The 25127-nt window shown below is 64.6% G+C and carries 23 protein-coding genes and 1 pseudogene; 11 read left to right on the top strand and 13 right to left on the bottom strand.

Annotated features, from left to right (window positions below; genetic code table 11):
- Positions 1 to 55 precede the first annotated feature (55 nt).
- The 3 genes and pseudogenes from RPPS3_RS15875 to RPPS3_RS24825 all read left to right on the top strand — a co-directional run bounded on the left by RPPS3_RS15875 (position 56) and on the right by RPPS3_RS24825 (position 1957).
- The gene (locus RPPS3_RS15875) at positions 56 to 253 is read left to right on the top strand and encodes a hypothetical protein (RefSeq protein ID WP_107344949.1); all 198 of its coding nucleotides are present in this window, start codon (positions 56 to 58) and stop codon (positions 251 to 253) included.
- A 119-nt stretch (positions 254 to 372) separates the two neighbouring features.
- Positions 373 to 677, top strand: a pseudogene (locus RPPS3_RS15870) (class I SAM-dependent methyltransferase); the annotation flags it as partial.
- A 308-nt stretch (positions 678 to 985) separates the two neighbouring features.
- Positions 986 to 1957, top strand: coding sequence for a hypothetical protein (locus RPPS3_RS24825; protein ID WP_107344948.1), 972 nt, complete (start codon positions 986 to 988; stop codon positions 1955 to 1957).
- A gap of 169 nt (positions 1958 to 2126) precedes the next feature.
- Here RPPS3_RS24825 and rplI read toward each other — a convergent pair whose 3' ends face one another.
- From rplI to RPPS3_RS15840, 5 genes are all read right to left on the bottom strand, one after another.
- On the bottom strand, positions 2127 to 2714 hold the full coding sequence (gene rplI, locus RPPS3_RS15860; protein WP_107344947.1) for a 50S ribosomal protein L9: 588 nt from the start codon (positions 2712 to 2714) through the stop codon (positions 2127 to 2129).
- 35 nt (positions 2715 to 2749) lie between these two features.
- The gene (locus RPPS3_RS15855; protein WP_107344946.1) at positions 2750 to 3700 is read right to left on the bottom strand and encodes a hypothetical protein; all 951 of its coding nucleotides are present in this window, start codon (positions 3698 to 3700) and stop codon (positions 2750 to 2752) included.
- A gap of 127 nt (positions 3701 to 3827) precedes the next feature.
- Complete coding sequence (gene rpsR / locus RPPS3_RS15850) at positions 3828 to 4067, bottom strand: 30S ribosomal protein S18 (protein ID WP_011158623.1); 240 nt, start codon at positions 4065 to 4067, stop codon at positions 3828 to 3830.
- Positions 4068 to 4072: 5 nt separating this feature from the next.
- Entirely contained in the window at positions 4073 to 4549 is a 477-nt protein-coding gene (rpsF, locus tag RPPS3_RS15845) for a 30S ribosomal protein S6 (protein WP_107344945.1), read from the bottom strand.
- Between the two features lie 171 nt (positions 4550 to 4720).
- Positions 4721 to 6070 (bottom strand): GGDEF domain-containing protein, encoded by a 1350-nt coding sequence (locus RPPS3_RS15840; protein WP_107344944.1) that lies wholly within the window; start codon positions 6068 to 6070, stop codon positions 4721 to 4723.
- Between the two features lie 265 nt (positions 6071 to 6335).
- On the opposite strand from RPPS3_RS15840, the gene fabD reads away from it, so the two are divergent.
- The 7 genes from fabD (at position 6336) to gmk (ending at position 13071) form a co-directional block, all read left to right on the top strand.
- A complete protein-coding gene (gene fabD / locus RPPS3_RS15835) occupies positions 6336 to 7295 on the top strand; it encodes an ACP S-malonyltransferase (RefSeq protein WP_107344943.1) in 960 nt (319 codons plus the stop codon).
- Positions 7296 to 7314: 19 nt separating this feature from the next.
- A complete protein-coding gene (gene fabG / locus RPPS3_RS15830; RefSeq protein ID WP_107344942.1) occupies positions 7315 to 8052 on the top strand; it encodes a 3-oxoacyl-[acyl-carrier-protein] reductase in 738 nt (245 codons plus the stop codon).
- A 303-nt stretch (positions 8053 to 8355) separates the two neighbouring features.
- On the top strand, positions 8356 to 8595 hold the full coding sequence (locus RPPS3_RS15820; protein ID WP_002716125.1) for an acyl carrier protein: 240 nt from the start codon (positions 8356 to 8358) through the stop codon (positions 8593 to 8595).
- A 96-nt stretch (positions 8596 to 8691) separates the two neighbouring features.
- Entirely contained in the window at positions 8692 to 9957 is a 1266-nt protein-coding gene (gene fabF / locus RPPS3_RS15815; protein ID WP_107346636.1) for a beta-ketoacyl-ACP synthase II, read from the top strand.
- A 201-nt stretch (positions 9958 to 10158) separates the two neighbouring features.
- Positions 10159 to 11415 (top strand): endolytic transglycosylase MltG, encoded by a 1257-nt coding sequence (gene mltG / locus RPPS3_RS15810; protein WP_107346635.1) that lies wholly within the window; start codon positions 10159 to 10161, stop codon positions 11413 to 11415.
- A 103-nt stretch (positions 11416 to 11518) separates the two neighbouring features.
- On the top strand, positions 11519 to 12406 hold the full coding sequence (locus tag RPPS3_RS15805) for a YicC/YloC family endoribonuclease (RefSeq protein WP_107344940.1): 888 nt from the start codon (positions 11519 to 11521) through the stop codon (positions 12404 to 12406).
- Positions 12407 to 12408: 2 nt separating this feature from the next.
- Positions 12409 to 13071 (top strand): guanylate kinase, encoded by a 663-nt coding sequence (gmk, locus tag RPPS3_RS15800; protein WP_107344939.1) that lies wholly within the window; start codon positions 12409 to 12411, stop codon positions 13069 to 13071.
- A gap of 3 nt (positions 13072 to 13074) precedes the next feature.
- Here the strand turns inward: gmk and RPPS3_RS15795 are convergent, their stop codons facing one another.
- The 8 genes from RPPS3_RS15795 to lptF all read right to left on the bottom strand — a co-directional run bounded on the left by RPPS3_RS15795 (position 13075) and on the right by lptF (position 23211).
- Entirely contained in the window at positions 13075 to 14373 is a 1299-nt protein-coding gene (locus tag RPPS3_RS15795) for a hypothetical protein (RefSeq protein WP_234819965.1), read from the bottom strand.
- 42 nt (positions 14374 to 14415) lie between these two features.
- A complete protein-coding gene (locus RPPS3_RS15790) occupies positions 14416 to 15474 on the bottom strand; it encodes an alcohol dehydrogenase (protein WP_107344937.1) in 1059 nt (352 codons plus the stop codon).
- Between the two features lie 16 nt (positions 15475 to 15490).
- On the bottom strand, positions 15491 to 16354 hold the full coding sequence (gene rsmA, locus RPPS3_RS15785) for a 16S rRNA (adenine(1518)-N(6)/adenine(1519)-N(6))-dimethyltransferase RsmA (protein WP_107344936.1): 864 nt from the start codon (positions 16352 to 16354) through the stop codon (positions 15491 to 15493).
- Complete coding sequence (gene pdxA / locus RPPS3_RS15780) at positions 16351 to 17364, bottom strand: 4-hydroxythreonine-4-phosphate dehydrogenase PdxA (RefSeq protein ID WP_107346634.1); 1014 nt, start codon at positions 17362 to 17364, stop codon at positions 16351 to 16353. Before pdxA ends, rsmA begins: the two co-directional genes overlap by 4 nt.
- A gap of 60 nt (positions 17365 to 17424) precedes the next feature.
- On the bottom strand, positions 17425 to 18351 hold the full coding sequence (locus tag RPPS3_RS15775) for a SurA N-terminal domain-containing protein (protein ID WP_107344935.1): 927 nt from the start codon (positions 18349 to 18351) through the stop codon (positions 17425 to 17427).
- A 78-nt stretch (positions 18352 to 18429) separates the two neighbouring features.
- Entirely contained in the window at positions 18430 to 20937 is a 2508-nt protein-coding gene (locus RPPS3_RS15770; RefSeq protein WP_199852145.1) for an LPS-assembly protein LptD, read from the bottom strand.
- A gap of 8 nt (positions 20938 to 20945) precedes the next feature.
- Positions 20946 to 22031 (bottom strand): LPS export ABC transporter permease LptG, encoded by a 1086-nt coding sequence (gene lptG / locus RPPS3_RS15765; RefSeq protein WP_107346633.1) that lies wholly within the window; start codon positions 22029 to 22031, stop codon positions 20946 to 20948.
- 13 nt (positions 22032 to 22044) lie between these two features.
- A complete protein-coding gene (lptF, locus tag RPPS3_RS15760; protein ID WP_107344933.1) occupies positions 22045 to 23211 on the bottom strand; it encodes an LPS export ABC transporter permease LptF in 1167 nt (388 codons plus the stop codon).
- A 409-nt stretch (positions 23212 to 23620) separates the two neighbouring features.
- Between lptF and RPPS3_RS15755 the strand changes: the two genes are divergently transcribed.
- On the top strand, positions 23621 to 25123 hold the full coding sequence (locus RPPS3_RS15755; protein ID WP_107344932.1) for a leucyl aminopeptidase: 1503 nt from the start codon (positions 23621 to 23623) through the stop codon (positions 25121 to 25123).
- Positions 25124 to 25127: the final 4 nt, after the last annotated feature.

The raw sequence follows: 25127 nt of genomic DNA, 5'->3' as shown, positions 1-25127 counted from the left end.
AGCGTCGAGGACTTCGCAGCGGCTCGCGAGGCGCCTCGGATGATGGACAGAGCAGATGGCGCAGCAGTATTGCCACGACCACTCCGACCGCGATTGGCTGACCTCGCTGATCGATTCTTTCGAGCGCGCCTCGGCTGAAGAGGCCGAGCATCGGCCTTGCGACCGCGAACTGCTGTGCGCTGCCGAGGCTCATCTGGCACGCCCGCTGCCCCTGGCGCCGGACCATGAGGATCCGGTCCGTCTCGTCAGCTGAGAATTCCAACACTGCCCGGCAGGTTTGCTCGCCGGCGCGTTGCAGCCGCGGCTAGCGGCTGCTTTCAATCCCGCGAAGTCGTTTCTCCCCCGCCGCGATGTCGTCGCGAGTGATCGGCTGTTGATCACTACGACACCTACTTCCGCCGCCGTGCCGAATTGCTCAAGGACGACGGCGTGATGCAGCGGCATTCGATCGGCCGCTCCGATGGCCCCGGTTTCACCTATCCTTGGATCGCCAAATACATCTTCCCGGGCGGCTGCCTGCCGGCCCTCTCGAAGGTGTTGCCGCTATCGAACGCGCCGGACTTTTGGTGTGCGACATCGAAATCCTACGGCTGCATGACGCCGAGACGCTCGAAGCCTGGCGCGAGCGCTTCCTGGCGGATCGGGAGGAAGCCGAACGGTCATACGACGCGCAGTTCGGGTGCCGCGTTGGATGAGCGGCCGAGCAGCAGACGAAATACTCCGTCCATCGACTTGCCCCAAAACCGGACGCCGACAGCGAAGCGGCGCCTCGGCTGCATCAACGGCGGCCGTGAAGCTCTGCTCTTATCGCTGTGACCCAGACACGGCCGAAGCGTTCACAGGTAACATCCGCGTCATGACCAACAGGCTGATCAGCTGCCTCATTTCATGCACGGTGATGTTCCATCTCTCCCTTCCAATCATCTCACAATTCGCTAAAAGGTCACCGCCGCTCCAGCGGCGATTGTTTGCATCGGAGGGCTAAATGGTAAGCCGATTGCTCAGTTCGGTAGCGGTACTGCTCGCGCTTGGGATCACCGTCGCGCAGCCCGCCCGGGCCCAGAATTTAGAGGCGGGCAAGAGCTCGGCACAGATCTTCGCGAGCACCTGCTCGGTCTGCCATAAGAGCCCGCGTGGCCTGCTCCGCACCGTGCCGCCGAATGCGGTCGGGTCGTTCCTGAGACAGCACTACACCACCAGCGCCGAAATGGCGTCGGCGCTCGGCGCCTATCTGGTGTCGAACGGTGCGACCGACGCTCGCGGCCGGCAGGATGGACCTGCCGAGCCGAAGCAGCGGCGCCAGCGTCGCGGCGCTCCCGAAGCGGTTGCTCCGGACGAGGCTGCGCCGGCGCCGCAGGCGGAAGAGCCCAAGGTTCAGCGCGGTCGCAAATCCAAGCGCCGTGCCGCTCCAGTCGAGGCTGCGCCTCCGGCGGAGAGCGCGGCTCCGGCTCCGGGTGCCGAAGCAGAACCGACCGCCGCGCCTGAGCCGGAAGCCAAGCCGACCAAGAAGCGCCGCGACAAGAAGCGGCTGCGCGAGAAGCCGGCTCAGCCCGAAGCCGCCAAGCCCGAAGCTGCCAAACCTGAAGCCGCCAAGCCGGAGGCACCTGCGGCTGAGCCCAAGAACGGCGAGGCTGGCGCTGATCCGAAGCATGGAGCTGGCAAGCCCGCTGCGGCGCCGGCGGCCGAAACTCCTGCGCGCACCGATCCGGTGCCAGCCGTGACCCCGGCGCCGAAGGCTGCGGAGCCTGAGCCGGCCAAGCCGGCGGCTCCGTCCGAGACCAAGGCGCCCGAATCTCCTGCGCCGGCCGCCGCGACGCCGAAGCCGGCTGCTCCGCCGCCGTCACCGGCCGGTCCGCCGGCCCGACAGTCGGAAACGCCATCGGCGCCGTCGACCGAAGTGGTTTCGCCGCCCGTGCAGGCGCCGTCCGGATCGGGCGACGTGCCGGCCTCGAAATAAGCACCCAGGTGTTCTGACGATCAAAGGGCCGCGCGATGCGCGGCCCTTTTTCTTTGGCAGGCAGCCAAGGCTTGGTTTTGGAGAGTGCGCTCGGCCAGTGAGCGGGCAACAGAAAGCCCGGCCTGATTGCTCAGGCCGGGCTCCGGAAATGGTCGGCTGCAGGCGAGGCTTACTGCTCGGCCGGCTGCTCTTCGCCGAACTCCGCGTCCGGATCGAAGAACTCGCCGGCGGCGGCCAGCGCCTCGGCGGCAGCATCTTCGTCCTCGCGGCGGGTCGAGATGTCTTCACCGCGGTTGATGCGCTCGGCTTCCTCGGCGCTGCGCGCCACGGTGACCGACACTTCGACTTCGACTTCCGGATGCACCGCGACCTGGATCGAGTGCTTGCCGATGGTCTTGATCGGGGCGTCGAGCAGCACCTGGCTGCGATCGATCTTGACGCCCTGGCCGTCGAAGCTGGCGATGATGTCGCGCACCGACACCGAACCGAACAGCTGGCCGCCTTCCGACGCCTGGCGGATCACCACCACGTTCTGACCTTCGATCTTCTCCGCGACCTTGGTGGCTTCGGCCTTCGCGGCGATGTTACGCGCCTCGAGATCGGCCTTCATGTGCTCGTACTTCTCGCGGTTGGCGGCGGTGGCGCGCAGTGCCTTGCCGCGCGGCAGCAGGAAGTTGCGCGCGAAACCGTCCTTGACGCGGACCAGCTCGCCCATCTGACCGAGCTTGGCGACACGTTCCAGTAGAATGACTTCCATGATGATCTCCTCGTGTGTTTGCGAAAGACGTTGAACTAGTGAGTAGGGGGAGGCGGCATTGAGCGGCGCTCGAAGTAGCGCTGCCGTAGATTGAGGAAGGCGTCGCCGAGGCCGAGTGCGATCAGGCCGACGGCGGGCCACAGGAAGATCAGCATCAACGCGTAGGTCGAGCTGAGCAGAAACAGGCGGCTGCGCGACGCCATCGTCAGCGTGTGCAAGGTCGCCGCACCAGTGAGCCCATAGGCGACGAACAGCGCCGCGCTGGCGGTCTTTCCGAACATCGAGGTCAGGCCGCCGACGAAGCTGAGTGCGAGCGCCAGCGACAACACCGCCAGAGTCATCGGCGGTAGCGTCACAGTCCGCAGATCCGGCCACGGCCGGCCGAGGCGGTTGGAGGCAGAGGTAATCTTTGCAGCCAGCCACAGATTGAGCGTGAGGGTCACCATCGCCACCGTGGCGGCGGCAGGCGGCGCGATCGCGACCAGCGCGTCAACCAGCGCGGCGTCGCTGCCGGGCGTGCTGCGCGGACCGAGCGCGCGCTGCAGGCCGCTACGCAGGCCGTCATTGATGGCGGCGCCGTCGGTGCCGAGCGTGAACAGAGCGGCCATCGTGGTGGTGGCGGCAAAGCCGGCCATCCACACCACCAGGCGGCCGACCGGATACCATTCCAGCGCGGGCGTTTCGCCCTGCGCGGCTTCCGCGGGGCGCGCCAGCAGCGCGAGATGACCGAGCCAGCAGGCCGGCACGGCGATCGTCACGACAAATGCAATGGCGTAGGAGAAGCTGACCAGCGCAGCGAGGCCGATGGCGGCGACCAGACCGCCGATCGCGGCGGCGAGCACGCCCCAGCCGAGCGCGGCCACCATCAGCGGCAGCGGTGCCAGATAGAACAGCAGCAGGGAGATCAGCGCGCCCGAAACGATCGAGACGAACATCAGCGCCGAAGCACAGCCTGCGGCGAGCGCGATCAGAATGTTGATCATCATCAGCTGTCCCGCTCCCTTCGAGCGGTTAGAGGCGTTTTGCCCCAACCATCGGCGACCGGACGACCCGGAAGCCTTATGAGAAAAAAGACGAGAGCCCCGCGGCGCGGACGCCGCGGGGCTGCTTCGATTAGCGGATCACGTAGGGCAGCAGACCGAGGAAGCGGGCGCGCTTGATGGCGCGCGCGAGCTCGCGCTGCTTCTTGGCGGACACGGCGGTGATGCGGCTCGGCACGATCTTGCCGCGCTCCGAGACGTAACGCATCAGCAGCTTGGAGTCCTTGTAATCGATCTTCGGCGCATTCGCTCCCGTGAACGGGCAGGTCTTGCGGCGGCGGAAGAACGGACGGCGTGCACCTGCTTCAGCCATGATGCTTACTCCTCGACTGCTGCTGCGGGGGCGTCGGCGTCTTCACGCGGACGGCGCGGACCACGATCGCCACGGAAACCGTCGCGGTCGCCACGGCCTTCGCGATCACCGCGGAAGCCACCCTCGCGGGGGCCACGGTCGTCGCGTTCGCGATCCCGATCGGCCTTGCGCATCATCGCCGAGGGGCCTTCCTCGTGTTCGTCGACGCGCACCGTCAGATAACGGATGACGTCTTCGTTGATCCGCTCCTGGCGCTCGATCTCGGCGACCACCGCGGCCGGGCCGTCGATGTTCAGCAGCACGAAATGCGCCTTGCGGTTCTTGTTCATGCGGTAGGTCAGGGAGCGCAGGCCCCACGACTCGGTCTTGGTGACCTTGCCGCCGAGACCTTCGATCACGCCGGTGATCTGGGTGGTGAGCTCTTCGACCTGCTGGGCGCTGGCATCCTGGCGCGCCAAAAAGACATGCTCATAAAGAGGCATGGTTGTCCTTTCTCGTGTTAGCGCAGAACCGGCGGCAAGCCCTTCGAACCCTTCGGAAAGGACTCGACTGCTCAGAAGGCGGAAGCACGGGACGACGAGCCGACTGGCCCTGCCGCATCAAAATCGCCAAGGGAGATAAAGCCCAGGGGAGATCATGGTGAGACCGTCCGTTCAGCTCCCGGCCGGGATCTGCGGATGCGCCGTTATACGGATTTCGGTCGCCTTGGCAAGGGACTGAAGCTGCCGTTTCGGCCAGCGGTCGGCCGATTCCAGTGCCCGGCGTCTCGAGGGGAGCGCCAGGTTGGCGGTAGCGGGTGCGGGCGGTCGAGCGGCCGTGCCGGTGAGGCTGGATGCCACGAACCGGCCCTTTCCCTGACGTTTGGCCTGATACATGGCAATATCGGCGGCCCGGAGCAGGTCGTCCACTGTCGCGCCATCGTTCGGGAAGGTTGCCGCGCCGATGCTGACGCCGATGTCGAGCCGGCCGTGGCCCGCCAGTTCGAACGGCTCGGCAATCGCTGCGATGATTCGCTGTGCGACAGGAGCCGCATCGTCCGTCCGTGTTCCGGGCAGCAGCACCACGAATTCGTCGCCGCCGACGCGAAACACCTGATCTTGCTCGCGGACGCTGCTGCGGAGCCGCTCCGCGACCGAAACGAGCACGGCATCGCCGGCGGCATGACCGAACCGGTCGTTGGCGCTCTTGAAGCCGTCGAGGTCCAGACAGAACACGGTGAGCGGCTGGTGGCCGGCCGCATCGGCCCCGCGCAGCAACCGTTCGAACCGCTGCCGCTTCAGCACCCGGTTGGGAAGCCCGGTGAGAGAATCGTAGTTGGCGAGACGGCGATTCTTCCGCTCGGAGAGAAACAGGTTGAGCAGCACCTCGTAATTCTCGAGCAGGACGAGAGCCATGCCCAGGCCCCAGATCGGAACGAGCAGTCCGACGATGTACATATAGGGCAGCGGCGACAGCACCATCGCCACGCTGTAGGGCGTGCCGAGCAGATAGATCAGCGTAATTCCGTAGCGCGGCGTACCCGAGTTGCGGGACGAGATCCCGCCCGCAAGGCCGGAGATGAAGATGCCCGCCATCAAAATCAGCAGCCACTCGCCGGAGATAGCGCAAAGCCCGCAACCAATTCCGTAGCAAATCGCCCAGGACATGCCGAGATAGAGCGGCAGGACCGCATTGCCGGGGCGACCGGCCGCTTCGTCGCGCTGCAATGCAGCAAGCGCGGAGTAGCGTGCCGCGCCGAACCCAAGTTCGACCGCGAGCCAGACCATCGCCCAGATTGCACCGGTGGTGGCAGCGACCACCGCGGCCATCAGAGTTGTGGAGAAGATCGCCAGCACCAGCGTGCGCTTCCTGGTCTGCGTATGCAGCAGCAACTTGCGAACGATCGAGGCGGGCTGCGGCTGCGGGCCGCTGATCAGCCAAGTGATGATCGGACTGGATGGGCCGATTGCGCGCAAAAAGCTCGCATTTGTCGGAGGCAAGTATCGTTCGCTGATCAATCGCATGAGGAATAATCGTCCGCTGTGCTGGTGATAGCGGTAGCCGGGAAAGCGTTGATGGGTTCCTTAAAAGTCGTACGCACCTTCCTGTACGGTAAATGCATTTCGCAGATGCCGGCTGTGCGACCCGGCGAGGCGTTGCCGAGACGATCACAACAAGCCTGTGAGTCACAGGGCTGTTCGAAAGGATGTTAGACAGCAGTCAACTTGACACGACGGGGCCGGGCGGTGTCTTACGGCCCCGACTTCAGAGACAGGTTCAGGAATCCAGATGACCGCAGCATTCACTTTTCCGGGGCAGGGGTCCCAGGCCGTGGGCATGGGCAAGGCGCTCGCCGAAGCCTTCCCGGCGGCACGGGCGGTGTTCGACGAAGTCGACGCGGCGCTCGGCGAAAAGCTGACCTCGATCATCTGGGAAGGCCCGGCCGAAACGCTGCAGCTCACCGAGAACGCACAGCCGGCGCTGATGGCGGTGTCGCTGGCGACGATGCGCGTGCTGGAGGCTGAAGCCGGCGTGTCGGTCGGCAAGGATGCCGCTTTCGTGGCCGGTCATTCGCTCGGCGAATATTCCGCGCTGGCGGCGGCCGGCAGCCTGAGCGTGAGCGACACCGCGCGGCTGCTGCGGATCCGTGGTCAGGCAATGCAGAAGGCGGTGCCGGTCGGCGTCGGCGCGATGGCTGCGCTGCTCGGCCTCGATTACGACACGGCCGTCGCCGTGGCGGCCGAAGCCGCGCAGGGCCAGGTGTGCCAGGCCGCCAATGATAATGGCGGCGGACAGGTCGTGGTCTCCGGTCATAAGGACGCGGTGGAGCGCGCGGTCGAGATCGCCAAGGGCAAGGGTGCCAAGCGTGCGATGCTGCTGCCGGTGTCCGCTCCGTTCCATTGTTCGCTGATGCAGCCGGCGGCCGAAGCCATGGCCGAGGCGCTCGCGGGCGTCACCATCAAGGCACCGGCGGCACCGCTGGTCGCCAACGTTCTGGCGTCGCCGATCACCGATCCGGATGAAATCCGCCGCCGCCTGGTCGAGCAGGTCACTGGCACTGTACGCTGGCGCGAGTCGGTCGCCTTTATGGCTTCGCAGGGCGTGAACCAGTTTCTGGAGATCGGCGCCGGCAAGGTGCTGAGCGGCCTGGTGAAGCGGATTGCGGATGGCGCGACTGGTATTTCCGTAGGTGGCCCCAACGACATCGCGTCGGCGAAAGACGCGCTGGCGGCCGGACGCTCGGCATAAGCCGGCACAAGGAGGCGAGATGTTCGATCTGACAGGCAGAACCGCGCTGGTCACCGGCGCAACCGGCGGCATCGGCGGCGCGATCGCCCAGGCGCTGCACGGCCAGGGTGCCACCGTGGCGATCTCCGGCACGCGGCGCGAGGCGCTCGACGCGCTGGCCGGTAAGCTCGGCGAACGCGTGCACGTGCTGCCTTGCAATCTGTCGGATGCGGCGGACGTCGAGGCGCTGGTGCCGGCTGCGGCCGAGGCCATGGGCGGGCTCGACATCCTGGTATGTAACGCAGGTATCACCCGTGACAATCTGTTCGTGCAATTGCGCGACGAGGATTGGGACGAGGTGATCAAGGTCAACCTGACGGCGACCTTCCGGCTGACGCGCGCCGCCACCAAGCTGATGATGCGCAAGAAGTTCGGCCGCATCATCGCGATCACTTCGGTGGTCGGCGTCACCGGCAATCCGGGGCAGGGCAACTACACGGCCTCGAAGGCGGGCTTGATCGGCATGATCAAGACGATCGGCGCCGAATATGCCAAGCGCAACGTCACGGCGAACTGCATTGCGCCGGGCTTCATCGCGACGCCGATGACCGACGTTCTCAATGACAAGCAGCGCGAGGCGATTCTCGGCAAGGTGCCTGCCGGCCGGCTCGGCACGCCGGACGACATTGCGGCTGCGGCGGTTTATCTCAGTTCAAATGAGGCCGCCTACGTCACCGGTCAGACCATTCACGTCAACGGCGGGATGGCGATGATCTGACAGCAATCTGCGAGCTTGTGGCGGCGCACGCGGTCCCCCGCAGTCGCCGCGGGCTTGTGGTCAATGCATCGGAAGTATGATAACCGAACCACTGGCGGACAAGCAAAGAAGGCCATTGCAGGATGTCCAAACCCTGTATATTGGCGATGGGGAGCTTGCCGCCCGGGTGGTCGGCTTCGACCCGGGGACGGGGGCAAAATCAACACACTTCGCGATGCGACGGGAACTTAGCGAGTTGACGCACCACGATGGCTCGTATCGTCTGTCGGTCGGGTCGAAACGGAACAGCACGGGGTTAAATAGATGAGTGAGATTGGCGAGCGGGTTAAGAAGATCGTGGTCGAACACCTTGGTGTCGAACCCGAGAAAGTTGTCGATAGCGCCAGCTTCATCGACGATCTCGGCGCCGACAGCCTCGACACCGTCGAACTCGTGATGGCGTTCGAAGAAGAGTTCGGCTGCGAAATTCCGGACGATGCCGCCGAGACGATTCTCACCGTCGGCGACGCCACCAAGTTTCTCGAGAAGAACGCAAAGAGCTGACGCTCCGCGCGGTGTGATGGAAGCCGGACGGACCGCACAAAAGCGGTCCACCGGCTTCTTATTTTGCACCGCGCATTCTACGCCGGAGTGCTGGAGATGAGACGGGTTGTCGTCACGGGCCTTGGCATGGTGTCGCCGCTGGGCTGCGGCGTCGAACCAACCTGGAGCCGCGTGCTTGCCGGCGAAAGCGGTGCACGCAAGATCGACGCGTTCGACGTGTCGGATATCGCCAGCCAAATCGCCTGTATCATTCCGCGTGGCGACGGTACCAACGGCACCTTCAATCCTGATCAATGGATGGAGCCGAAAGACCAGCGCAAGGTCGACGACTTCATCGTCTATGCGATGGCGGCGGCGCGTCAGGCGCTTGATGACGCCGGCTGGCGTCCCTCCACCGAAGAAGAGCGCTGCGCCTCGGGCGTGCTGATCGGCTCCGGCATCGGTGGTCTGCAGGGCATCGCCGAGACGGCGCTGCTGCTCGAGCAGCGCGGCCCGCGCAGGATCTCTCCGTTTTTCATTCCCGGCCGCCTGATCAATCTGGCGTCGGGTTATGTCTCGATCGAATTCGGCCTCAAGGGTCCGAACCACGCGGTTGTCACCGCGTGCTCGACCGGCGCGCATGCGATCGGCGATGCGGCGCGGCTGATCGCGCTCGGCGACGCCGACGTGATGGTCGCCGGCGGTACCGAATCTCCGATCAGCCGTCTGGCGATGGCCGGCTTTGCCGCTGCGCGTGCGCTGTCGACCGGTTTCAACGATGCGCCGACCAAGGCTTCGCGGCCCTATGACAAGGATCGCGACGGCTTCGTGATGGGCGAGGGCGCGGGCGTCGTCGTGCTGGAAGAGTACGAGCACGCCAAGGCGCGTGGCGCACGGATCTATGCCGAAGTGATCGGCTACGGTCTGTCGGGCGACGCTCATCACATCACCGCGCCGAGCTCGGATGGTGACGGTGCGTTCCGTTGCATGAGCGCCGCGATCAAGCGTGGCGGCATCGCGGTGTCGGACATCGACTACATCAACGCGCACGGCACCTCGACGCCGCTCGGCGACGAGATCGAACTCGGTGCGGCGCAGCGTCTCCTGGGGAACGCGGCATCGCGCGTGTCGATGTCGTCGACCAAGTCGTCGATCGGCCATCTGCTCGGTGCTGCCGGTGCCGTGGAAGCGATCTTCTGCGTGCTGGCGATTCGCGACAACGTCGCGCCGCCGACGATCAATCTCGACAATCCTTCGGTCGAGACCGCGATCGATCTGGTGCCGTGGAAGCCGCGGTCGCGCGAGATCAACGTTGCGTTGTCGAACTCTTTCGGGTTCGGTGGCACCAATGCGTCGCTGCTGTTGCAGCGCGTGCCGAACTAACGCGCGCGCCTTCATCCACCGTTTCGCCGCAATCGCTGCTAAACCCTACGCGATCCGTTAGTTTCGGAGTATGATCGGTTGCAACCCTCATCCGCCTGGATAGACTCCAGACCGGACATTGCATCGAAGTCGTGATCCCGAATGTCGCCGGTGCAGATTGCGCCGGCCCCAATGCGAGCCGACAGGATTCAGGTTGCACCGATGAGTGAAAGGCCGCCGATTTCGCCGAGAAGCCCGCGTGCGGCGCTTGAGCCCGAGCAGCTTCCGCCGCCGCCGAAGCGGTCCGATCACGCCCGCAATCCGCTGGTGATCATCGGCAACGCGATCATCACCTTCATCGTGGTTGTGATGATCGGTGCCGGCGGCTTGTACGTGTATGGCAAGAACAAGCTCGAAGCGCCAGGCCCGCTGGCACAGGACAAAGTCGTCAACATCCCGCAGCGCGCCGGTCTCGACGACATCGCTCAGATCCTGAAACGCGAAGGCGTGATCGAAGACGGGTGGCTGGTGTTTGCGGGCGGTGTGATGGCGCTGCGCGCCCGCACTGAACTCAAGCCCGGTGAGTATCTGTTTCAGAAGAGCGCCAGCCTGCGCGACGTGATCGGAACCATCGTCGAAGGCAAGGTGGTTCAGCACGCGGTGACGATTCCCGAAGGACTGACTTCGGAGCAGATCGTCGAACGCCTGTCCGACAATCCGATCTTCACCGGCAGCATTCGTGAAATTCCGCGAGAAGGAACGTTGCTGCCGGAAACCTACAAGTTTCCGCGTGGCACGCCGCGCGAGCAGGTGATCCATCGCTTGCAGCAGGCGCAGAAGCGGGTGCTCAGCGAGATCTGGGAGCGCCGCAGTCAAGACCTGCCGATCAAGACGCCCGAGCAACTGGTGACACTGGCGTCGCTGGTGGAGAAAGAGACCGGCAAGCCGGACGAGCGCACGCGCGTGGCCGCGGTGTTCGTCAATCGGCTGCAGAAGAAGATGCGTCTGCAGTCCGACCCGACGATCATCTACGGACTCGTCGGCGGCAAGGGCACGCTCGGCCGTCCGATCAAGCGCAGCGAGATCACGCAGCCGTCCCCGTACAACACCTATGTGATCGACGGACTGCCGCCGGGGCCGATTGCCAATCCGGGGCGCGCGTCACTGGAGGCGGCCGCCAATCCGGCGCGCACCCGCGATCTGTACTTCGTCGCCGACGGCAGCGGTGGTCACGCCTTCAGCGACAATTACGAGGTGCACCAGAAGAACGTCGGCAAGCTCCGCGCCCAGGAAAAGCAGCTCCAGAACGACACCGTCGAGCCTCCGGAAGAAACACCGCCGGCCGCAGCCGCGCCGGCTACTGAGCCGGCTGCCGATCCTGCCGCGTCAGCCGCGCCGGCGGGGGCGCCGAAGGCCGGCAAGAACGGCGCGCAGAAGCGCCGCGCCCGCAACGCGACGCCGAACGGTGCGACCGAGTAACTTGCACGCGCCCGGCAGTTCACATCGCGGCGGAGTTTGCGTTAAGTTCCGCCGGCCGATACGCGGCGATTCTTAAACCTCGAAATCCGGAGACAGTGACGCGATGTCGTTATCGAGCATGACCGGATTTGCGCGCAGCCACGGTGCCAGCGGCCCCTACGTGTTCGAGTGGGAATTGAAGTCGGTGAACGCCAAGGGCTTCGATTTCCGGATGCGGCTGCCGCCCGGCTGGGACGACATCGAGCCGCCGGTCCGCAAGCGTGCCGCCGAGGTGCTGTCCCGCGGCACCGTCTACGCCAATCTCACCGTCAAGCGCGCCAACGCGGTGTCGGGCATCCAGATCAATCAGGATGTACTCGCCTCGGTTTTGAAGGTTGCCAGTGAGATAGCCGGCAAGGTCGACGCGGTCGCGCCGAGCATCGATGGACTGCTCGGCATCAAGGGCGTCATCGAAGTGGTCGAGCCCGAGGCCGACGAGGCCGAGGAGAAGGCCGCACGCGCCGCCGTCGAAACTGCATTCGGTGACGCGCTGAAGAGCCTGATCGAGATGCGCAAGCGCGAGGGCGCGAGCCTCGGCGCGGTGCTGGCTCAACGTCTGGATGAGCTGGAAGCGCTCGCCAAGCAGGCCGAGGCCGCGCCCGGCCGCAAGCCCGATGCGATCAAGGCGCGTCTTGCCGAACAGATCGCGGCGCTGCTCGATACGTCCGACCGTTTCGATCCTGATCGGCTGCATCAGGAAGCCATCATGATGGCAACCAAAGCCGATATTCGGGAAGAGCTCGATCGCATTGCGTCCCACATCGCGCAGAGCCGCGAGATGCTCGCCAAGGGTGGCGCCGTCGGGCGCCGGCTCGATTTCCTCGCGCAGGAATTCAACCGCGAGGTCAACACCTGCTGCTCCAAGTCGATCGATCTGGAGCTGACCAATGCCGGACTGGCGATGAAGAACGTCGTCGAACAGTTCCGCGAGCAGGTTCAGAATCTGGAGTAATCATGAGCGACGGAGCGGCGGGCGGCTACAGCGGTGTCGAGCGGCGCGGGCTGATGTTCGTGCTGTCGTCGCCCTCCGGCGCCGGCAAGACGACGCTGTCGCGGATGCTGGTCGAGCAGATGCCTGGGTTGCAGATGTCGGTGTCGGCAACGACACGGCCGATGCGGCCCGGCGAGGTCGACGGCCGCGACTATTACTTCGTCGATCGGCCGAGATTCGACGAGATGGTCGGCGCCGGGGAATTCCTCGAATGGGCCAACGTGTTCGACAATCGCTATGGCACGCCGCGCGCCCCGGTCGAAGCCGCGCTCGCAGCCGGCCGCGATGTGTTGTTCGACATCGACTGGCAGGGGACGCAGCAGCTCCGCAGTCGCGCTGGAAGCGACGTCGTCAGCGTCTTCATCCTGCCGCCGTCCGTGCAGGCGCTGGAGCATCGGCTGCACACCCGCGCGCAGGATTCCCACGACGTGATCCGCGGCCGGATGAAGAAAGCCGGCGACGAGATGAGCCACTTCGACGCCTACGATTACATCGTGGTCAACGACAATATCGGCGTTGCCTTCGAGTCGGTGCGCTCGATCTTGCGCGCCGAGCAGCTCAAGCGAGAGCGCCAAGTCGGATTGGACGCCTTCGTCCGCGGGATGCGCCAGCAGCTCGAAGGCTGACGATCACGCCGCAGAACGCTTCTGCGCCAGCGCCAGCAACTGTTCGATTTCGTCTGCTGCGGGCGGAGCAGGCTCCGCAACGGATCGGCTCGCCGTCTCCGATGCTGCCCGCGACTGAGCGCTGTTGAGGTCTGAGGCCCCGACCTCCGCCGCACCCGGCCGAATGCTGTCATTGGCGATACGACGCTCGCGGGCCGCCTTGATCCAGGCGGGCGGTTCGACGTCATGCTCCGACGCGACGTGTTCGGCAGGCGGCGGTGCTGCCGGCTTGCGTCGCGGAGCATCGAGGTCGATCGGGCTCGACCGAAAGTCGTTTGTGTAAATGTCAGTTGCAACCGGTTCAGTCCGGCCCGCCCAGAGGTCGGGACGTCCGCCGGGCTCACGCCGGACGATCGGCTCGCTGCGGCCGAATTTCATGAGTGCGGCCGCGATGCCGCCGGCGACCGCGAGGGCTGCGAGCAGGGCGCCGATCAGCGTGGCAAGCGTGCCCGCGCTCATCGATTCCTCGGTGATGGACGCCGGCGCCGACTTGGTCGCCTTTGCGGCCTTGCGCAGCTTGTCGGTGGCATCGGCATTGGCGGGCGCGCTACCGGCCGCTGAATCCGACCAGCGATCGTTCATCGAGGTTGGAGCGGGTGCGCTCGACGGTTCGGCCGCGGGGGCAGGCGTTGCCGCGGCCTGTGTCGCCTCCACCGGCGCTGTGAGCACCGGTGCGGGGAACGGCGAATTGGTCGTCGTGGGAGCGGCGGTCTGCGGCTGCTGAGGCGCTGCGAATTCGGCGCGGGCATCGGCAACGGAGGAGCGCAACGGAGCGGCACTCGATTGCGACGGCGCCGTCGGTAGCGTCATGCTTGGTGCAGAAGCGGACTTGGCTTTGGGAGATGGAGCTGGACTAGTTGCTGCCGCGGCGGGGGAGCTGTCGGCAGTATCGGTCGCCTCGGGCGAGGTCGCTTCCGTAGGATTTGCCGCTGCTGATGCGCCGTCGACCTTGCGCAAGTACCAGCACTTGCGCTTGGCGGCGTGGTCGGCCCGGTAGAACCAATGACTTCCGGCCGGGGTGGGCGCGTTCGGTGCCGACAAGCAGGTGTCGGCCTGCGCCGAAGACAGGGGGCTTGCTGTGATCGCAACGCTCGCGATCGCGCCGGCGCTCACGGCCAACAGCAGTTTCGCGGATCGGTTGTGCATGGCATTCCCCATTCTGACGCGGACAACGGAACTTCTGTTCGCCCGTTTTTTCCGCGACAAATGGGGTCGCAATATGCCGACAATCCGGTGAGGGTGAGACAATTCGGAGCCTGGCATTGCGGGCTTTGGGAACCCGCAATGCCAGGAAGAAGGCGACGATTAGTTCGTCAGCATGATGCGGCCGACGACCTTGCCGGCGCGCAGCTGATCGATCCACTTCTGCGCGTCCTGCATCGGCTCTTCCTTCATCGGCGTCGGCTTGACCTTGCCAGCACGCGCGAGTGCCAGCAGCTCTTTGGTCTCTTCGAGCGTGCCGACCATGAAGCCTTCGACGGTCATGCGCTTGTAGATCCACTGCACCATCGGCAGGCTGAACTGGCCACCCATCAGGCCCGACACCACGATCTTGCCGCCCCGCGCAACCGTGCTGACGGCGAAGTTCATCGACTTGTCGTTGCCGGCGAAATCCACCACGCCATCGAAGCCGCCATCGGTCTCCTTGAAGATGCGCTTGGCAACATCGGGCTCCGATGGATCATAGGCAACGGCCGCGCCGTTCTTCAGCGCCGCTTCGCGCGCTACGGGGCTGAGATCGGCCACCGCGATCGGCTGCTTGAACATCGCCTGAGCCAGCGACAGCCCCATCATGCCGACGCCGCCCAATCCAATCAGTAGCAGATTGCGCTGACGCGGCCGGTCCACCAGACGCTTCAGGGCGCCATAGGCCGTGATACCAGAACACATCAAAGTCGCCGCGACGTTGGTCGGTAGCGGATCGTAGTCGAGCAGGTACTTGGCGTCCGGTACCAGCACGTGGGTCGCGAAGCCGCCGTCGATCGAGACGCCGAGAAAGCGGTTCTTGGCGCACAGGTTTTCGTCGCCGGCGAGGCAGTCACGGCATTTGCCGCAGCCGATCCAGGGAAACACCGCCTTCTTGGTGCCGATCAGATCCTGCGGAGCATCGGGACCGACTTCGGCAACGACACCGGCGATCTCATGGCCCAGGGTGAACGGCAGCGTCATGCCGCGCGTGGTATCAAGCTTTTTGCCGCCGCCGAGATCGGCGTAGCCGTCCTGAATGTGCAGGTCGGAGTGGCACAGGCCGCAGCGCTCGATCTTCACCAGCACTTCGCGCCCCTGCGGCTTCGGCGCATCGATGATGGTCTCGCACAGCGGGGCGTCGAATTTCACCAGAGATTGGCGACGCATTTGCGTCATGTCGGGTTTCTCCCTTTCAGGCTTGTGTTCTTATCGCGCGACTATTGGCCAATTCGTTCGCCATGGCAACAAAACCGGAAACGGGCACGGTCTCGGCACGCCGCGCCGGATCGATTCCGGCGGCCGCTGTGAGCTGTGCCGGATCGACGCCAAGCGATTTGAGGCTCTGGCGCAGCATCTTGCGGCGTTGACCGAAAGCGGCGGCCGCGACTTGCTCAAGCGCTGCGCGATCGCACGGCTCCGGTTGCTGACGAGGCACCAGTCGCACCACAGAGGAGGTCACCTTCGGCGGCGGCACAAAGGCGGACGGCGAAATGTCGAACAGCATCTGCGTCTCGGCGCGCCAGTTCGCCAGCACCGCAAGCCGGCCATAGGCGTCGTCGTCGTGATGCGCGACGATGCGCTGCGCCACTTCGCGCTGAAACATCAGCACCATCATCTCGTACCACGGCGGCCATGGCTCGGCGCACAGCCAGCCGATCAGCAACGGGGTGGCGATGTTGTACGGCAGGTTGGCGACGATCCGGGCGCGATCGCCGTTCAGCAGCGGGCGCGGATCGAACTCCATGGCGTCGCCGCTGATAATCTCGAGGCGGCCAGGATAGTGCGCAGCGATTTCCTCCAGCGCGCCGAGTGCGCGCTCATCTCGCTCGATCGCGATGACACGCTTGGCGCCGGTCGCCAGCAGGGCGCGGGTGAGACCGCCCGGACCGGGCCCGATCTCGACCACCGTGACGTCCTCGAGCGGGCCGGCTGCTCGTGCGATGCGCGCCGTCAGATTGAGATCGAGCAGGAAGTTCTGGCCGAGCGATTTCCGCGCAGCGAGATCATGCCGCCGGATCACCTCGCGCAGCGGCGGCAAATCGTCGATCGCGCTCATGCGGTCTTGGCCGATGCCATTTGTGCGGCGAGCTTCAAGGCCGCGATCAGACTCGAGGGATTGGCGCGTCCGCTGCCAGCAATGTCGAACGCCGTGCCGTGATCGGGTGACGTTCGGATAAAGGGAAGACCAAGGGTGACGTTGACGCCTTCGTCGAATGCAATGGTCTTGATCGGGATCAGCGCCTGATCGTGATACATGCAGATCGCGCAGTCATAGGTTTTGCGTGCGGCCGCATGAAACATCGTGTCGGCCGGCAGCGGTCCGCGCGCATCAATGCCTTCGCCCCGTAGCATCTCGACTGCGGGTGCCACCACGGCGCGGTCCTCATGGCCCAGCGCCCCATCTTCCCCGGCATGGGGATTGAGGCCGGCGAGGGCCAATCGGGGCTGCTTGATCCCCATGCGTTCGCGCAGATCTTTGACGACGATCCGCGCGGTCGACACGATCAAATCGGTGGTGAGTTGGGTGATCGCGTCGCGCAGCGAGACATGGATCGTCACCGGTACGACCGCGAGAGTAGGGCACCACAGCATCATCACCGGCTGCGGCACGATGCCGTCTCGCTTGGCGAGTTCGGCCAGAAACTCGGTGTGGCCGGGATGGTGGAAACCGGCTTGGTACAGCACGCTCTTGGCGATCGGATTGGTCACGACGGCGGCTGCGCGGCCGCTCTGGACGTCTGCCACGGCGTGCTCGATCGAGGCGATCGCAGCCGGCGCACTGGTGTCGTTCGGTTGGCCTGGCTGCGCGGTTGCCATGTGTCCCGTGGAGACGATCGGAAGGGCAGTGGCAAACGCAGCCACGGCGTCTTCGGCTTTGACCTCGGCGAGTGGAACGTCGAGGCCAAGCAGCTTGGAACGGCTGGACAGACAGCCGGCATCACCAAGCAGGTAGAACGGCGGCAGTCCGTGTTGCTCGCGCTGTAGCCACGCTGCCAGGGCGATGTCGGGGCCGATCCCTGCTGGTTCGCCGAGTGTCAGCGCCAGTGGTTTTGCCATTCCGGTCATGATCGACTCCGAGGCGCGGACCGCCGGCACTTGTGCCGCAAGGAAGCTCGCTGGAACGTCTCAGCGATACTCGATCATCGCGGCTTTGCGTACTTCCTGCAGATACTCTTTCGACTTCGCCTGGAACTTCTCGCCGAACAGCTTCTCACGGATTTCGCGCTTGCGCGGCGTGTCGGCTGTCGACTGCTTGCGCTCGCACAGGGCCACCATCTCGATGCCCTGCTTGGTGGCTTCGGGCGGGGTGAGGTGACCTACCGGCGTCTTGTCGAGGATCTCGCGGAGGGCCGGCGGCAGGTCGGCGGAGGTCTTCATCACGATGCCGCGGATCGCCGCATTCGGCATCGCTTTGAAGACGCGATCCGCCTCAGCGCAGCTCGAGATGCGGCCGCGAAGCTGCTCCGCTTCCTTGCGGCGGGATTCCAGTGACTCCGAACCCGAGCCGCGCGAAACGATCATCACCACGGGCCGGAGTTGATACTCGAAACTTTCGACGGCTTTGGAGTCGTCTCCGCCCTTGAGCTGCGCCTGAACTTCGCGCTCGCTGACCTGGAGGCTGTCCTTGAAGCGGCCGCGCACCAGGCTCGCCCAGACCATTTCGGCCCTGATCCGCGACTTCAACGTATCCGGCCGAATGCCTTGAGCGGCCAGCATATTCGTCATCTGCGCGGTGCTCATCCGCATCCGCGACGCCATCGTGGAGAAGGAGGAGTCGATGTCGGAATCGCTGGGATTGACGCCGTACTTCTTGGCTTCCTTGATCTTGACCTTCTCGTCGATCAGATCCTCGAGCACCTGCTGCCGGCTGTCCGCCTTGTGCGACATCCGGTTCAGCTTCAAGCGCTGATCGATGTCGAAATTGGTGATCGGTTCGCCATTGACCATCACCACCACCGACTGAGCCTGGCCCTGCGTCGTTCCAAGACCCAGCGTCGCCGCCGCACAGCACAGCGCCAAGCCAATGATGCGAAGGGAAAGCTTGCTCGTCATGGGTCGCGTTTACCTCACAGCCGATCGGGTTCTGGGTGGTGGCGAGCCGGAAAACGGTTCAGGCCCGCGCGGCGCGCGCTATTGGCCGAACATGCCGCTCGATGCGCCAGACACACTCTGCTGCATCGCAAACATGCCGATGGTGCGGAGTCCGATCTGCACCATGACCGAGTGGTTGAGCGTCGGCGTCGTTCCGTAGTTGGCGTAGGAATAGCCGGTGACGTAGTTCAGCGCCAACACGAAGCAGTCGTCCACGTAACCGGCGCCGACGATGTATTGGTTGATCCTGTTAGCTTCAAGATCCCAACGGGCGCCGCCAGAAACCACCCAGTTAGAAGCAAGCTTCACGGAGCCGGTTCCGAGAATGCCCTGACGACGTGTCAGGAAGCCGAGATCGGGCTGGGCGGCGTAGTTGCCGTAGATCATGCTCACCGACCAGCGATTGAAGCTGGCGCTGGCCTCGGCTTCGAACCGCTCGACGTTGAACGTCGCTTCGTTGAAGCGTGCGCGGGTCGTGAACTTGTAGGTCGAGTTGGGCGAGTACGACACCCGGCCGACATAGTCCGACTTCGGCTTGGCCAAACCGGAGTCGAGGCCGGTGTTGGTGGCGTCCGCCACCGCGAACGAGTTCAGGCCGAACAGCTGATAGGACTGGCCGAACAGCACGTTGACCGAGCCGCCTTGATCGAACTGCGTGGTCGCCTGGACGCCGACATTGGCGCGGCCGCCACCTTCGACGCGGTCGTAGCCGGAGAATTTGTCGACGCTGAACAGATTGCTGGCGTCGAACACCATGGTCTGTGCGTCTTCGTTCGGCAGCTTGCCGGCGTAGGACTCGTTCGGACGGATGATCACCTGCGCGATCGGCTCGATCGTGGTGGTGCCCCACGGCTGAACGTTGATGAACGGATAGCGATATTCCAGGCCGACGGTCGGCATCAGCCGCATCGCCTGAGTGTCGCCCGGCAGCAGATAGTTCGACACGCCCGGCTGGTTCGAAATCGAGGCGTCGATCGCGTCGGCGCGCAGCGAAGCGAACGGGGTCCAGATCTGGCCGTAGGGGTCGGTGAACGACCGCCGCCAGTCGGCCTGCGCGGTCAACCGGGTGTAGGTGCCTGGAACGCCGCGCAGCAAGCAGCTCGACGGCAGCCGCGCCGCCGGATCGGCCGACGTGTTGAGGCAAAGCCCCGTGGTGTTGGCGATGGTGGTGACCGGATCGAACTGCGCCGTCTGGCGGCTCAGGCTGGTCAGGTTGGTCTTGTAGCTGAACTCGCCGCCGAAGATGTTCTGATCGAGCGTCTTCGAATAGTCGAGCACCGGGTGCACGACCGGGATCTGGCCCTGAATATCCGCCGCTGCCCAACCGAGATAGTGGATCGCGCGAATGTCGAAATACGACCGGTTGCCGACGCCAGTCAGATAGATCTGCGACGTCGCTTCGGTCGATTGATTGAGGAACGTGCCCCAGCTGTCGCGATATTGCGCCAGCCGATAGTCCAGGAAGAACGCGCGATCGGACATCAGCACGCCTTCCCAGCCCCAGACCCATTTGTCGTTGAGTGCGAACTGGCCTTTGGTATCGACGGCGCCGCGGAGGTCGCGGTTGCCGGGCGTATTCGCTCCGAAGGCGGCGGGGTCCGACTGGTTGATGCCGTAGGCGCGGACCTCGTAAGCACCGTCCAGCAGGCGCTGCCGGAACTCGCCCTGCATCAACACGCCTTGCTTGGTGGTGATGCGCGGGGTGATCGTGACGTCGTAGTCGGGCGCGAGCGCCCAATAGAATGGGATCTCGAAGCCTGAGCCGAACGTCGTGTTGCTCGTGTAAGCCGGCATCAGGAAGCCGGTCTTGCGCGCGACCGTCGGATCCGGGGTCGACAGATACGGCATGTAGGCGAGCGGCACGCCGAAGAACTCGATCCGAGCATCTTCGAAATACAGCATCTTGTCGGTCTGGTCGTGGATGATCCGTGCACCCTTGACCTGCCACAGCGGCGGCTTTTTCGGATCGTCCTTACAGGGCGCGCACGCGGTGTACACGCCGTTCTGGAACACGTTGTAATTGCCGCCGGTGCGGTCCGCGCGCGACGCCGCGATGCGTGTGTCCTGCGCCGTATCGACCCGCAGCGAGTCGACGAAGCCGTCGCGATAGTCGTCCGACAGATCGAGGAAATTGGCGTAGGTGATTTTGCCGTCCGCATCGGTCATGCGGACGTTGCCCTCGGCACGCAGCCGCTTGGTGTCCTGGTCGTAGACCAGACGATCAGCCTCGACGGTGGTGCCGTTATAATACATCTGCACGTTGCCGACCGCGGCGACGCGCTTGTTATTGTAGTCGTAATTGACCTCGCTGGCCTGAACCAGCATCTGGCCATTGTTGGCGGCCGGCGGCGGAGGCGGCTTCGGCCGGGCAGGGCGCGGATTGTAGGTGTAGCCCTGAGCGGAGGCGGAATCGATCGCGACCGCCTGCATCCCGCCCGCAAGCGCGAGCACAGCAAACGGCGTCAGCAATACAGCCGTCACCACACGCTCGCGGCGCACCTTGGTGCGCCGACGCTTGGTCGACAGCTTTCCATGGAGGGCGGCCATCGCAGCCACTATCCGTCCTCCTGATAGAGCAAGGCTAGAAATCCAGCGAGACCGCCCACGCACACGGGCAACCACGCTGCAGCAAGCGGATGCATCAGTTCAGCCTTACTCAAATCCTCGGTCACTTTCGACAGGATATAGAGCAGAAAGCCTGCGGCCACGCCACTCAAAACCATCTTTTGCACGCCGCCGAAACGGAAGAATCGCAAGCTCACAGAAGCAGCTAGCATGACCATCGCGGCCAGCAAAAACGGCTTTGCCAGCAGCTTGTGATACTGCAGGCGATAGCCAGCGGTCGCAAAACCGGAGTTTTCCGACGACTTGATGTAGGTCGGAAGTTGCCAAAAAGACACACTTTCGGGCGTGGCAAAACTGTTGCGGACCTGCGCGAGTGTGAGTGACGTCGGCAACTCAAGGGTGTCTTGATCTACCGGGGCACCGTTCATTGTATAACGGCGTACGTTTTTAAGCAGCCAATGCCCCGGTTCGAGCACCGCCTCCCGCGCCTCGATTCGGTCCTTGAACTGGAAGTCGGGTTCGAATCGAAACACCGTGATGCCGGTGAGGACCGCGCCTTGTTGCTGGCTGCGTGCGGCGTTGATGATCGCCTGTCCGTCAGGGCTGACCTGGTTCATCCAAAAGCCGTTGGCATCCTGCAGCCCGCCGGTGTTCTCACCGAACATTTCGGCTTCCATCTGCTTGGCGCGCTCCTGCATGTGCGCGGACAGCGGATTGAATACGGTGGTGGCAAAGATGCCGATCGCGATCGCGCTCCACAGGGCGGGTGAGATGAACTCCCAGGCCGAAAGCCCGGCAGCGCGTGCCACCACCAGTTCAAGGCTGCGCGACAACGCCAGGTAGCAGGTCATGCCGCCGATCAGGATGCAGAACGGCAGCAGCCGTTCGAGCAATTGCGGCACGCGGCAGAACGAGGCCTGCGCGACATAGAACGCCGAGACGGCGAGGCCGCCAGCACGGCGCAGCAGGTCGACATAGTCGACGAACACTAGCAGCACGAATAGCCCGAAGAACACCCCGAGCGAGGCGATCACGAAGCGGCGAGCGAAATAGCGTCCGAGCGTGTTGACGACCATCATGCGCCCCGCGTTACGCCGGCACCGGTCGCCGGATCAACCGGGCGATCGACGCATTGAAGGCGTTCAGGGCTTCAGTTACACGCGCCGGCGGTTCGATCACGACGTTGCGGTTGATCAGCCATAGGCACGTCCCGGTGGCGACGAACAGCAGCAGATACTGCAACCCGGCCACGTAAGGCGTCTTGTTGGCGATCACCGACAACGCGAACCCGGCGAGTCGCACGACGAAAGCGACCAGCACCGCGCCGGCCATCGAGAAATTGCGGCTCTGTCGGGTGGTGCGGGCAAGGCCGAGGAAGGCGAAGGCGACCGCGGCGAAGAAGAACGGATAGATCGGCGCCAGCAATCGATCGTGCATTTCCGAGCGGAATTCGGTCGGCAGCCGCGCGAGCAGCGGATCGTTCTCCGCCGGCCACAACAGCTCCCACAGATAGCGTTCGCGAATGCCGTAGGCGACATCGCGGGCACGCGAGAACTTCGACATGTCGAAGGCGTAGCGGCTGAACGCCACTAACGCGGGCTCTTCCTTGCCGGTCTGGAAACGCTCGAGGTGGCCGTCTTCCAGTACCAGGAATGAGCCCTTGTCGTTTTTCACGACGGTGCCGTGGTCGGCGATGATGCTGATGCGCTCGTTGGGCGCGCGGGCGTCGTCGATGAACACGCCGACCAGCAGACCGCCCGGCTGACGTTCGCGAACCCGGATCGTCAGCCCCTGTTCGAGCTGAGCGAACCGGCCGGGCTGCAGCACGTTGGCGAGCACGTCGGCGGTGATCTCGCTGTCCCACCGCGCGATCCGGCGAAGCCCATCAGGGGCGATATAGGCACCGATGATGATCACGAGCGCCGCCACCACCATGGTGGCGTAGAAGAACGGCCGGAACAGCCGAATCGGCGACAGGCCGGCGGCGTTCATCACGATGATTTCGGAATCGGTTGCGAGTCGGTTGAGGGTGTGGGCCACCGCGATCATCAGCGCGATCGGGGCGATCACCAGCACCAGCACCGGTACGGCGAGGCCGGTCAGCCCGAGAAAGGTGATGATGGTCTGGCCCTGGCTGGTCATCAAATCGATGCCGCGCAGCGCCTGGGTGATCCAGATCACACCCGTGAGGCTGCCCATCACGACCGCGAACGACACCAGCGTCGTGCGGAAGATATAGCGGTCGATGGAGCCCATCGCTCAGTACGATCCCCTCGAATCCGGATTCTATGGCCGCCCGGATTCATGATGAATCCTCCCCAGGGCGGAAAGCCCGGCCTTGTCCCAGGTTGCCATTACCATCTGTCTGATCTGTCAACAAAATGGCCGGGACGCGGCGCACTGGGGATATGGTTAATGGTGCGCGACCGGCTCCCGAAGACCACAGATTCCCGTCTCGCGCAATGTAAAGACAGGGCGACTGCCCCGTTGACGGTGACCTCGCCGCCGATCCGCCGGCGGGGCGCCGCGCAATCCACTTTCCTGTGAAAGCTGCGCGGCTTAGCGATGTTGTCTTGACTTGACGCCTCAACGCTCCAAAACAACGGCTTTGGACCCGCGCCTGCCGGATCGTTTCCGCCGACAGCCTGTTTTTGGAGGAATGCCAATGCCCGACGCCGTCAAGGTCGGTTTCGTCCCGTTTTCTACGCCCGCGCGCGGCACGCTGATCGTGTTCTGCGACGACGGTCTGAAGTTCGGCGCGACGGCGACCAAGGCCTTGGGGGCAGCGGTTGCCACCGTCAAGCGCGCGGCTGCCACCGCGCAATTCAAGGGCAAGCCCGGTTCCGCCCTCGATCTGTTGGCCCCTGAAGGCTTGAAGGTCGGCCGCCTGATCGTCGTTGGCGCCGGCAAGGTCGCGTCGATCAATGATTACGATCTGCTCAAGCTCGGCGGCGCCGTTGCCGGCAAGATCGGTGCGGGCGATACGGCCGTGACGGTGATTGCCGATCTCCCGACCGGCGCGATGAAGCCCGAGCAGGCGGCTGCGATCGCCTCCGGCATCCGGCTGCGGGCCTACAAGTTCGATCGCTACAAGACCAAGAAGAAGGACGACGAGACCGGCGCGGCGAATGCCAGCGTTACGCTCGCGGTGGCCGATCCGGCAGCGGTCAAGAAGGCGTTCACGCCCGACAGCCATGTCGTCGATGGTGTCATCCTGGCGCGCGAGCTCGTCAACGAGCCGCCGAACGTGCTGTATCCGGAAGAATTCGCCAAGCGGGCGGCACAGCTCAAGAAGCTCGGCGTCGAGGTCCAGATCCTCGACGTCAAGGCGATGACCCAGCTGAAGATGGGCGCATTGCTCGGCGTGTCGCAGGGCTCGGCACATCCCGGCCGCACCGTGATCATGCGCTGGAACGGCGGCAAGAAGGGCGAGCAGCCGCTCGCCTTCGTCGGCAAGGGCGTGTGCTTCGACACCGGCGGCATCTCGATCAAGCCGTCGGCCAGCATGGAAGACATGAAGGGTGACATGGGCGGCGCGGCCTGCGTCGTCGGCCTGATGCACGCGCTCGCGGCCCGCAAGGCCAAGGTCAATGCGGTCGGCGCAATCGGCCTCGTCGAGAACATGCCGGACGGCAACGCGCAGCGGCCGGGCGACATCGTCACCTCGATGTCGGGCCAGACCATCGAGATCATCAACACCGACGCCGAGGGCCGTTTGGTGTTGGCCGACGTGCTTTGGTACGTGGCTCAGAAGCATAAGCCGAAGTTCATGGTCGATCTGGCGACGCTCACCGGCGCCATCATGGTGGCGCTCGGCACCGAATATGCCGGCCTGTTCTCCAACAACGATCAGCTCGCGGAGCGGCTGACCGCCGTTGGTCAGTCCACCGGCGAGAAGGTTTGGCGGATGCCGCTCGGCCCGGAATACGACAAGCAGATCGATTCCCAGTTCGCCGACATGAAGAACACCGGATCGCGCAACGGCGGTTCGATCACCGCGGCGCAGTTCCTGCAGCGCTTCGTCGACGGCACGCCGTGGGCGCATCTCGACATCGCCGGCACCGCGATGGCCTCGCCGAAGAACGAGATCAATCAGAGCTGGGGCTCGGGCTACGGCGTCCGTCTGCTCAATCAGCTCGTGGCGGAGTACTACGAAGCCAAGAAGTAATCGG

It is taken from the genome of Rhodopseudomonas palustris (assembly GCF_003031265.1).
Lineage (GTDB): Bacteria > Pseudomonadota > Alphaproteobacteria > Rhizobiales > Xanthobacteraceae > Rhodopseudomonas > Rhodopseudomonas palustris_H.
The sequence above is the reverse complement of the archived record's forward strand: the minus strand, read 5'-3'. Positions and strand labels throughout refer to the sequence as shown.